We start from the raw sequence: 10,753 nt of genomic DNA on the forward strand, positions 1-10,753 counted from the left end.
GAGACGCGATGAACACTTCTTCCACGCTCCACCGTTCGCACCGCAAGGCCTTGCGCCTGCCGGCCCTGTCCCCGATCGCACATGCGGTGCTGTGCGCCAGCTTCGGCATGGTCCCGCTGTCGGCCCAGGCGCTCGATGCCGGCGCCCTGCCCACCAACGGCCAGATCGTCGCCGGCAGCGGCGCCATTGCCACCTCGGGCAACACCATGACGGTGACGCAAAACAGCGATCGCATGGTGACCAACTGGAATACCTTCAACATCGGCAGCGCCGCCGCCGTCAACTTCAACCAGCCCACCTCATCGTCGGTGGCGCTCAACCGCGTGCTGTCCAGCGATGCCTCGCAGATCATGGGTGCGCTCAACGCCAACGGGCAGGTCTACCTGGTCAATCCGTCCGGCGTGCTGTTCGGGGCCGGGGCCTCGGTCAATGTGGGTGGGCTGGTGGCCAGCGCGCTCAACATCTCCGACGCCAACTTCATGGCCGGCAAGAATGTGTTTGAGCTGGATGGCGGCAACGGCGCGGTGATCAACCTCGGCAGCATCAAGGCCGCCGACGGCGGCTATGTGGCGCTGCTGGGCGCGCAGGTGCGCAACGAAGGCGCCATCGCCGCACGGCTCGGCTCGGTGGTGCTGGGCGCGGGCGAAAAGATCACCCTCGACTTCAATGGCGATGGCCTGATCAGCATGGAGGTCAATAACGCTACCGTCAACGCCAGCGTATCCAACGCCGGCCTGTTGCGGGCCCAGGGCGGCACCGTGCTGATGACGGCGCGCGCCGGCAACGCCCTGATGGCCGAAGTGGTCAACAACAGCGGCATCATCGAGGCCACCAGCCTGCAGCAGCGCAACGGCGTGGTGGTGCTGGACGGCGGCAACAGCGGCGTGGTCGCCAACAGCGGCACGATCGACGTCTCCGGGCGCGACACCGGCCAGACCGGCGGCACGGTGAAGATGCTCGGCGAATACGTCGGCATGTTCGACGGCAGCCTTATCGACGCGTCCGGCGACGCCGGCGGCGGCACCGTGCTGGCCGGCGGCGACTATCAGGGCAGCAACGGCGTGTTCCAGGCCAGCGCCACCTACATGGATGCCAATGCCTCCATCAACGCCGACGCACTGGCCTCGGGCAACGGCGGCAAGGTCATCCTGTGGTCGACCGGCAGCACCCGCTTCTACGGCGATATCAGCGTGACCGGGGGCGGCAGCACCGGCGCCGGCGGGCTGGTCGAAACGTCGGGGCATTACCTCGACGTGTTCGGCGCGGTGAACCTGTCGGCGGCATCCGGCCAGGGCGGCACCTGGCTGCTGGACCCGTACAACATCAACATCACCAGTGCCGCCAATGCCGGCGGCGCCACCAGCACCAGCCCATTCACCTCATCCGGTTCCGCCAGTTCCAACCTGAGTTCGGCCACGCTCAACGCGTCGCTGACCGAAGGCGCCAATATCCTGGTCTGCACCACCTCGGTCGGCGGCACTTCCGGTGACATCAACGTGCTGGATAACGTGAAGGCGGTCGGCAATGCCACGCTGACGCTGCAGGCGCACCGCAACATCGTGATGACCAATACCAGCATCGCCAACGCGGATGGCAAGTCGCTCAACGTCTCGCTGTATTCCAACTTCAACAACACCGGCAACGGCTCGGTGTCGCTGACCAACGCCAGCATTGCCACGAATGGCGGCAACCTGACCATCAGCGGCGCGGTGTCGCCCGGCACCTCCTATGCCACGACCAATGTCTCCAATGGCGCCGGCGTAGCCATCACCGGCGGCAGCAACATCAACACCAACGGCGGCAGCATCACTATCCGCGGGGCGACCTCATCTTCGCTGGCGGCCGGTTCCACCGCCAATGCCACCCAGATCTCCGGCAGCACCCTCGATGCCGGCGGCGGCAATATCACCATCGTCGCACTGCAGGCCAGCACCAGCGGCACGGGCGATGCCTTTGTGCTGACCGGCGGCGGCAAGATCGTCACCAACGGCACCGGCTCGATCAGCATCGACAGCACCAACCTGGGCAGCGGCAATGCCACCCGCATCTTCAGCACCAACAACACGATTGCCGCCACCGGCTCGGGCAACGTGACCATCAGCGGCAATGCCACTTCCAGCTATGGCGTACTGGTCTGCTCCACCGCCGCCACCTCTTCGCAAAACATCAGCGTGGGCAGCGGCAACCTGACCATCCAGGGCAACAGCAACGGCTTTGCCGGCAGCGGCCGGGGCGTGTATCTCGCCGCATCGGGCAACGGTGCGGTGGCGCTGGCTGCCGCCTCCGGCGGCAATATCGCCATCAACGGCAACAGCACCACCAGCCGCGCGGTCGATATCGCCTCTTCCGGCGCCAGCTCCAACATCAGCATTCGCTCTGCCGGCGGCAATATTTCCGTCACCGGCAATAGCGGCGGCAGCTATGGCACCCTGCTGAATTCGAGCGGCGCCGGCTCGATGATCAGCCTGGCCACCAACGGCAACATCGCCATCACCGGCAACAGTTCCGGCGGCACCACGCCGGCCCTGGCGCTGATCGCTTCCGGCAGCGGCACTTCCTCGGCGCCGGGTGCGCAGGTCAATGTCCTCAGCACCGCCGGCAACGTTGCGCTCACCGCCAACAATACGCAGATCAATACGGCCAGCGGCTCCTTCAAGGCCCTCTCGCTGGATGCCGGCGGCCAATATGCCGCCATCAATCTCGGCACCAACAGCGGCCAGTTGCGCCTGGACGGCACCAGCGCGTCGGGACGCGGCGTGGACATTGCCCCATCCGGCGCCAACGCGTCCATCAACCTGGTGACCACCAGCGGCGATATCGTCATCAACGGCAACAGCACCAACAGCTTCGGCGGCTACGGCATTTTCTTCAACTCGACTGGCAGTTCGGTCGGCGTGAACGTTTCCTCCGTGTCCGGCAACATCACGCTGACCGGCGACTCGGTCGGCACCTCGGACGCCATTGCCCTGGGCGGCAACGGCACCGCCTCGGCCAACCGCATTACCTCGCAGGGCGGCAACATCACGCTCAACGGCAACTTCCATTCGCCCAACCTGCCTGAACTGGACCACGGCATCGCCATCCTGGCCGTCACCAACGTGATCGGCACCACCGGCAATGGCAATGTCACACTCATCGGCAACGCCGCCGACCAGGGCAATGGCGTGGCGTTCTACAGCAACGGCCGCGCTACCGTCAGCGTGGAAAACGGCAATCTGTCCATCACCGGCAGCAGCAACTATGGCGACGGCATCGGCATGCAGACCGGCGTCAATGTGATCCGCGCCACCGGCAGCGGCTCAGTGGCGCTCAACGGCAGCTCGGCCTACGGCAGCGGCATCAGCATCTATCCGTCCGGCAACGCGAGTTCCAACACCATCTCCACCGTGAGCGGCGACATCGCGCTGACCGGAACCAGCGGCGCCGGCTCTTCCGCCGCCGGCATCCTGATCCGGGCCGCTTCATCTTCGGCGGCCAACGGCGTTTCGGTCCGGTCGGGCAGCGGCAACATCAACTTGTCGGGAAGCGGCAACGGCTCGGGCGAAGGCATCTCCTTCGTCGGCTCCAGCAGCAACGGCTTCAATACCATCGCCACCGGCGGCAGCGGCAACATGAACATCACGGCCACCGGCAATGGCGCCTACGGCCTGCGTTTCACCGGCGGCACCAACACGCTGCAAGTAAACGATGGCGTCCTGTTCATTACCGCCCGCGCCGCCAATGGCAAGCCGATGGGGCAATCGGTCGACACCACCACCATCGCCGCCGTCGGCAAAGGCGTCGTGGTGCGCAACCTGGGGGGCTTTACCAGCAACATCCTGACCGATACCAGCACCGCCCCGGCCACCGGTTCCCTGCAGAAAAACCAGGTCAACAACGGCTGGATCACCCCGCCGCCCGCGACCATGCGCATGACGCCAATCGGCAACGAGGGCGACCGGGTCAACATCGATCTGGCGCAACTCAATCGTTTCGATGCCGGCCAACGTTCCGGCAACAGCCCTTCCCGTTCCAACTCATCCACAGAGAGCCAAGACAATGAAAACCAATGATTTCCTCCCGATGCAAGCGATTGCACGTCCAATCCCGGTCCGTATGCCTGGCAAGCTGCGCAAGCTGGCCGTACTCAGCCTGGCAGCCCTGGCGCTGGCGCCGGCCTTCGCCGCCAGCCAGGCCAGCACGGGGCCGCATGATTACTTTTACTTTCTCGGGGAGATGAACAAGGCCTCGACGGTGATGACCATCGAAAACAAGATCGTGCCGCCGGCGCTGGGAAAGAAGATCGTCAAGGCCGTCGACCAGGTGATCAAGGATGGCGACCAGCCCGGCGCCAAGCGCCCCGTCGACTACCTGCAATACGAGCCGCTGATCCTAGCCTATGCCGGCCCGGACGGCTCGCGCATGCACTCCGGCCGCAGCCGCCAGGACATCCTCTCCACCACGCGCCGCCTGATGCAGCGCGAGCGCGTGCTGAACCTGATGGACCAGATGAACAAGTCCAAGGCGGTGTTCCTCAAACTGGCCGCGGACAACCTGGATACCATCGTGCCTGCCTACACCAACGGGGTGCAGGCGCAGCCGACCACTTACGCGCACTACCTGCTGGCGTTCGCTGCGGCTTTCGGCCGCGATTCGACCCGCTTCCAGGAGGCCTATGCGCGGCTGAACCTGAACCCGCTGGGTTCGGCTGCGCTGGGCACCTCCAGCTTCCCGGTCGACCGCAACCGCCTGGCCGAGCTGCTGGGCTTCGACGGCCCGGTCGAAAACTCCTATGACGCCGCCCAGCTGGGCGCGCTGGACATGGGTGTGGAACTGGTCGGCATCTGCAGCAACGCCGCGCTGACCATGGGCATCCTGGTGCAGGACATGCACACCCAGTACCACAATCCCTACCCCTGGATCATGATCCGCGAAGGCCGCCTGACCGGCACCTCCAGCATCATGCCGCAGAAGCGCAACCCCTACGGCCTGAACGTGCTGCGCCTGCAAGCCAGCGAAGTGGTCGGCGGCGCCATGACCTTCCAGGTCGAAGCGCATAACGTCACGCCCGGCATGCCCGACTACAAGCGCGACCAGGTGGAAAAGACGCTGGACCTGACCGCCAACTCCTTCGGCAAGCTGGCCGACCTGATGAGCAACCTGGTGATCGACAAGGACCGCGCACTGGCCGAGGTGGATGCCGATTACTCGACCACCACCGAACTGGCCGACATCCTGCAGCGCGACTCGGACGTGCCGTTCCGGGTAGGCCACCATTTCGCCTCCGACCTGGTGACTTATGGCCGCACCAACAAGATCAAGCCGGCCGATATCCCGTTCGACCAGGTGCAGAAGATCTACGGCGACGCGCTCAAGGCCTTCAATTTCGACCATGCGCAATTCCCGCTGGCGCAGGAGCGTTTCCGCCAGGCGCTGACGGCGCAGAACATGATCGAGTCCAGCCGTGGCCTGGGCGGCCCACAACGCGCCGAAGTCGAGCGCATGCTGACCGCCGAGCGCGCGCGCCTGGCGCAGGACGAGCTGTGGCTGAAGGGCCAGCGCGACAAGCTGGCCGCGGCCTCGCAGAAACTGGATCAGGCGTTCTACAAGCTGGGCCAATAAGTCCCCGGCATTGCGACAAGATAGATAAAGGAAGATTTAACGCCTGACTGTGGAGCTGGCGGCGGACGCACTTCGGCGGCACAATGCCGGGTGCGTCCTTTTTTATGCTTGGATGATCCGATGACGGCCAATACCGACGACGTTTTTTCGCTGGAAAAATTCGAATACCTCTGCTACTCGCGCCAGCAGGAACCGGCCGCGCGCGAGCTGGTACGCCTCCTGACGCTGATCGACCGCAACTACGGCAAGCTGGCCAATAATTTCTCGCTGTCGGTCTCGCCGGCGGTGCCGGCCGCGGCGCTGGAGCAGCACGTGCTCACACGGGTGACGAGCGCGATTTCGGCGTTGTTCTCGGATCCCAGCTTCCACATCAGCCCGGACGGTTTCGGGCAATTGATCAATTTCCAGCGCTGGCTGTCCTCGCTGTTCGGCGCCAGCCCTTTCATCAACTGCGACCACATCCTGCGCTCGCTCAACCTGGGCGGGCCGGATGCGAAAGACTTCCAGATCAAGCCGCTGGACCTGGTGAAATTCTGCATCCTGTATTCGCCGGAGTCGGAACTGCCGCTGGATGTGGAAATGCTGTGGAAACAGAACAAACCGCTGGCCGCGGCCTTGTTCATGGCGCTGCTGTCGCCGCGCTTCCTCGGCACGCCGGCGGCGCACTCCAAGCGCGAAGCCCTGCTCGGCTGGCTGCCCGACCGCTTGCAGGAGCTGGATAGCCTGGACGGCTTGCCGGTAGCCATCCTGCACGATGTCTACATGCATTGCAGCTACGCCGACCTGCCGCAGCGCCACCGCATCAAGGGCGCCATCAACGTGCTCATCGAAAAGAAGCTGCGCGAAGCCGGCATCGGCGACATCGACGATGTCGGCACACAGGCTGATGCGGCCGGGAAACCGGTGCTGCTGGTATTGCTGGAATGGTTTTCCGGCGGCCATTCGATCTACCGTACCCACTCCAAGACGCTGGAAGCGACGCGGCGCCACTTCCATGTCGTGGCGATCGGTTATGAGGCCAACACCGACGAGCTGGGACGCGCGGTCTTCGACGAATTCTTCGCCTTCGAGAAACCCGGCGACATGCTAGCCTGCCTGGCCCAGTTGCGCGCGCTGGCCATCGAACGCCGGCCGCAAGTGCTCTACATGCCCAGCGTGGGCATGTTCCCGATCACCATGTTCGCCGCCAACCTGCGCGTGGCCCCCTTGCAGGTGGCTGCCCTGGGCCACCCGGCCACCACGCATTCCAAACGCATCGACTACATCAGCGTGGAAGACGATTTCGTCGGCGACCCGGCCTGCTTCAGCGAAAAGCTGCTGCGCCTGCCGGCCGACGGCCAGCCCTACCGCCCCTCGGCCATCCCCTTCAACGTGCCCGAACTGGAGCGCACCGACAAGCCCTACGTCAACGTCGCCATCGCCGCCACCACGATGAAGCTCAACCCGCGCTTCCTGATGGCTTGCCAGAAGATTGCCGAACTGGCGCTGCAGCCGCCTAACGGGCAAGCGCCGAAACAAGTGCGCTTCCATTTCCTGATCGGCCAGGCGCAAGGCCTGCTGTACCCGCAACTGCAGCGCCTGATCCTGCGCTATGTGCCTGGCGCCAGCGTTTATCCGCACCAGCCTTACCAGGAGTACCTGTCCATTTTCAACCAGTGCGACATGTTCCTGTCCCCATTCCCCTTCGGCAATACCAACGGCATCATCGATGCCTTCATGGTCGGCTTGCCGGGCGTGTGCAAGACCGGACCTGAGGTGTTCGAGCATATCGATGAGGGCCTGTTCCGCCGCGTCGGCCTGCCCGGCTGGACGATCGCCGCCACACTGGACGACTATATCCTGGCGGCGGTAAGGATGGCCACCGACGCCGGCGAACGCAATGCGCTATACCGGCACCTGACCGATCCACAGTACCTGCAGCGGCTGTTCGAAGGGCGCCCTGAGTCGCTGGGCGATGCGTTGATCGAATTGAGCCGCAACCGGATTACCAAGGCGCAGGCACAGCCCTGAATTACGGTTTTCCCGGAACAGTATCCGGTGCCGGACGCCGCCAAAGAAAAAGCCGGCCACCTTTCGGTGCCGGCTTTTTCTGTTTCCAGTAGTAAGGGTTCAGACGCGGTAGATCTTTTCCCCCGTTTGAACGATCCTGAACTTCTCATTCGACAAAGGATCCAGCGCCCGTCCGTCGGTCAGCTGGTAAGTACGCTGGCCGGCTGCGACAGAATTGCCCACTTCGTCCAGCTGGATTTGGTACACCTCTACGTGGTAAGGCGCGCCGGTCTTGCCTTTGGCATCGAATTTTTCTACCAGATCCATATGTCGTCTCCTTAAGCTTGGCCCTGTGCCAAGGTCAAAGATAGCAGATTTGGCGGCGCTTTCCAGACGATCGTATGCTGCACTGCACAGCATACCGGCACAATCAGAAATGCAGAGTCACGCCGACGCCGAGCTGGCGCGTGACTTCAGCCTTGTTCAGGCCGAATTTGGCGCCGATATCGAGGTCGACCGTGTCATTGGGCGACCAGATTACGCCCACCAGGCCATAAGCCGGCCAGGTGCGGTTGCCGCGATCGACATTCTGCATGACGCCGGTATCTGCCACCAGCCGCCACTGTTCATTGAGCGCATACCAGACGGCTGCCGAAGTGCGCCATACCAGCTTGCGCTTGGCGGCATCGTCGCTGTCGCGCGTATAGCGGTTGTAGTTCAGGCCGGCATTGCCGTGCAAGGTCCAGGCACCAATCTCATAGGAAGCGATTGCAGTCAGGCCCAGGCCGCTCTTGCCGTTGCCCAGGCTTTTCTCGGTGTCGCCGCTGGGCAGGAAAACCTCCGGTTTGAATGCCAGTGCCAGGCCGTCCTGATCGTAATAGCGCCACTTGGCGCCGAGCGAATAATCGCCCACCCCGCTGCCTTCGGTCGACTGGAAGGTCAGCGGCAGGTTGGCAAACAAGTCCAACTTGTCGGTCACGCCATAGGTATAGGTGAAGGCGCCGACATGTCCGGCCTCGCCTGCTTGCTTGCTCCAGTCGGTATTGGCTTCAATCTGGTGGCGCCCTTCGCCCTGCACGCCGGCGTCGTCCGTCACCAGCGGATGGGCGGCAAAGGCCTGATTCATCGTTACGCAGAGCAGCCAGGAGGCGCACAGGATTTTTTTCATAAACCACCTGTTCATAAAGCGATGCGCGTAACGGGCGGCCCGTGGACAGGACGCTTGCGGCTCCCCCGCAGCGCGCGCACTGCAAGCCGGCAAGGCAGGCGATGAAATGATGGTGTCGGCCCGCTACGCTATTTTGGTTATTGATGACGGCTAGCGCCGCAGCTTCTGGATGGATGGGAGCGCGATACCTCTGGCATCTGGCTGGCCGCATTCCGGGCTGGAGTGGAAAATTTGATTTGAAATGCGCGGGAGCGCAAGTGGAAGGCCGCATGCCATGCGAGCCGACCGTTCAGGATTGCGGGTGGCGCCTGTATCGCAACCTGTGGCGAAACGGCAGCCGGCATCCACGTCCAGGCCGGGCGCCATACTAGCATTCAAGTATGACCGTTCAAATACAAAATCAGGACTTGTGCCATTTTCCAACGAATCGTGAGCGACATGCCGAAGCATGTCGTCATTTGCGGGCACATGCCCGCCAGGAAATCAGGCCGGCGGCTTCGCCGCTTCGGCGATTTCTGCGCCGATCTCGGGAAGAACCTGGGTCGGAATATGCAGCAGCGAACCCCAGTCGCTCCAATCCCACGCGACCCTTGAACAAATATATTCCACGCTGGACAGCGGCAGCGAGAAACGCGCAGACAACTGCAGCAAGCGGGGCAGCAAATGGCTACGGGTTTCAGTGTCGGCAATACAGACATCGGCTACGCAGCCTGCCAATTCCAGTACGCGCGCCAGTATCTGCTGGCGATCGTCGTCATCCAGCCCCGATGCCTCGGGGTTTTCATGGTGCAGAACGGCGGTGCAAAACAGCTTGGGGAAATGCCAGTCCTCCATCATCGCCGCAGCAAGGCTCAGGTGGTCGAAGCCGAAAGCTTCACGTTCCTTGTCCAGCAACTCCTGCCCTTGCGGCTTGGTGTGCAGCACCTCGCCATAGCGCTTGGGACGTGCCGACGCCAGGCCGAGACGGCCGATACCGGCCAGGAGGCCATTGGTGAACATCTCAGCCGGCGGCGCCACCTGCAGCATTTCGCCCAGCGCCTGGCCGGCACATGCCATTGCCGTGGAGCGGCCCCAGAAAGCGTCGTAGTCGAACTCCTTGCAATCGCCGCGGCGTGCCGACTCCGTCAGCGAAATCGCCAGCGCCATCTGGCGCACGGCATGCAAGCCGATCAGCAGGAGCAGTTCGACGTTGACCGACGCCACCATGCGCCCTTTATTGATATTGGGGACGTTGGCGATCTGGATCAGGCGGCCGGCCAGCACCGGGTCACCCTGCACTTGCGATACCAGCTCGGGCAGCGATATGTCTTCCTGCTGGCACATCTGCATGATATTCAGCCGCACGCCGGACGGCGCGGGCAACACTTCCGAATCCCGCAGTTCACGAAATGTTTGTGGCTCGATATAGGTCGACATTCTTTTATCGCCTTCGTTAATTATCAGGATACAAATTCTATGGCGGCAATATGCCAATCTCTCAGGCCTGTTCCGCACGAAATCAACCAGATGGGTGGAGCCGCTTGTGAACCACCTCCCCCACAGGCCCAAATGAGCACAAGCCCTAGGATACCGAATTCGCCTGTTTTTTGCGACGCGCAATCCAAAAAGACAGATCGGCATGCACGTGGCCAAGGCGTGCCCGCCCCTCAAATAAAGCGTATTATCATCCGCGGCCGCCGATGGCCAAAACGGCGGCTATCCGTGCTCAGACACAGGATCCATGGAGCTGGCCCACGAAGCTTGCTCTGTATAAATAATCTCAAGGAGAACAAAGTAATGAAATCCCTCAAACCGGTGCTGGCAATCGCCTTCGGACTGTTGTCCGCAACCGCCGTGCAAGCCCGTGCCGACGCATTGGCCGACATCCAGAAAGCCGGCGTGGTGCGCATCGGCGTACCGCAAGATTTTGCACCGTTCGGCTCGGTCAATACCGACCTGCAATTGCAGGGCCTGGATATCGACGTCGCCAAGCTGATCGCGCAAAAGATGGGGGTA

At 63.0% G+C, this 10,753-nt stretch carries 7 protein-coding genes; 4 read left to right on the forward strand and 3 right to left on the reverse strand.

Annotated elements, in window-relative coordinates; translation table 11 throughout:
• Positions 1 to 8 precede the first annotated feature (8 nt).
• The 3 genes from AKL28_RS17380 (at position 9) to AKL28_RS17390 (ending at position 7,611) form a co-directional block, all read left to right on the forward strand.
• Positions 9 to 4,052, forward strand: a complete 4,044-nt coding sequence (locus AKL28_RS17380) for a beta strand repeat-containing protein (protein WP_050469415.1) — start codon at positions 9 to 11, stop codon at positions 4,050 to 4,052.
• Positions 4,039 to 5,601 carry an argininosuccinate lyase gene (locus tag AKL28_RS17385; RefSeq protein ID WP_082221556.1) on the forward strand — a complete coding sequence of 521 codons (1,563 nt, stop codon included), beginning with the start codon at positions 4,039 to 4,041 and terminating at the stop codon, positions 5,599 to 5,601. Before AKL28_RS17380 ends, AKL28_RS17385 begins: the two co-directional genes overlap by 14 nt.
• A 120-nt stretch (positions 5,602 to 5,721) precedes the next feature.
• A complete protein-coding gene (locus AKL28_RS17390; RefSeq protein ID WP_050469416.1) occupies positions 5,722 to 7,611 on the forward strand; it encodes a peptide transporter in 1,890 nt (629 codons plus the stop codon).
• Between the two features lie 99 nt (positions 7,612 to 7,710).
• Here AKL28_RS17390 and AKL28_RS17395 read toward each other — a convergent pair whose 3' ends face one another.
• The 3 genes from AKL28_RS17395 to AKL28_RS17405 all read right to left on the reverse strand — a co-directional run bounded on the left by AKL28_RS17395 (position 7,711) and on the right by AKL28_RS17405 (position 10,174).
• Positions 7,711 to 7,917: a hypothetical protein gene (locus AKL28_RS17395; RefSeq protein WP_050469417.1), complete on the reverse strand. Its 207-nt coding sequence runs from the start codon at positions 7,915 to 7,917 to the stop codon at positions 7,711 to 7,713.
• A 103-nt stretch (positions 7,918 to 8,020) separates the two neighbouring features.
• Positions 8,021 to 8,758: a transporter gene (locus AKL28_RS17400; protein ID WP_050469418.1), complete on the reverse strand. Its 738-nt coding sequence runs from the start codon at positions 8,756 to 8,758 to the stop codon at positions 8,021 to 8,023.
• 483 nt (positions 8,759 to 9,241) lie between these two features.
• A complete protein-coding gene (locus AKL28_RS17405) occupies positions 9,242 to 10,174 on the reverse strand; it encodes an HDOD domain-containing protein (RefSeq protein ID WP_050469419.1) in 933 nt (310 codons plus the stop codon).
• A gap of 360 nt (positions 10,175 to 10,534) precedes the next feature.
• On the opposite strand from AKL28_RS17405, the gene AKL28_RS17410 reads away from it, so the two are divergent.
• Positions 10,535 to 10,753: transporter substrate-binding domain-containing protein (locus tag AKL28_RS17410; RefSeq protein ID WP_156226385.1), on the forward strand; the 219-nt coding region annotated here is incomplete at its 3' end.

Source organism: Herbaspirillum chlorophenolicum (assembly GCF_001189955.1).
Classification (GTDB): domain Bacteria; phylum Pseudomonadota; class Gammaproteobacteria; order Burkholderiales; family Burkholderiaceae_D; genus Herbaspirillum; species Herbaspirillum chlorophenolicum.

What these genes read in the sequence shown, in the direction of transcription:
- AKL28_RS17405 (WP_050469419.1), bottom strand. Translation starts at nt 10,174, where the DNA reads ATGTCGACCTATATCGAGCCACAAACATTTCGTGAACTGCGGGATTCG.
- AKL28_RS17390 (WP_050469416.1), top strand. Translation starts at nt 5,722, where the DNA reads ATGACGGCCAATACCGACGACGTTTTTTCGCTGGAAAAATTCGAATAC.
- AKL28_RS17395 (WP_050469417.1), bottom strand. Translation starts at nt 7,917, where the DNA reads ATGGATCTGGTAGAAAAATTCGATGCCAAAGGCAAGACCGGCGCGCCT.
- AKL28_RS17400 (WP_050469418.1), bottom strand. Translation starts at nt 8,758, where the DNA reads ATGAAAAAAATCCTGTGCGCCTCCTGGCTGCTCTGCGTAACGATGAAT.
- AKL28_RS17385 (WP_082221556.1), top strand. Translation starts at nt 4,039, where the DNA reads ATGAAAACCAATGATTTCCTCCCGATGCAAGCGATTGCACGTCCAATC.
- AKL28_RS17380 (WP_050469415.1), top strand. Translation starts at nt 9, where the DNA reads ATGAACACTTCTTCCACGCTCCACCGTTCGCACCGCAAGGCCTTGCGC.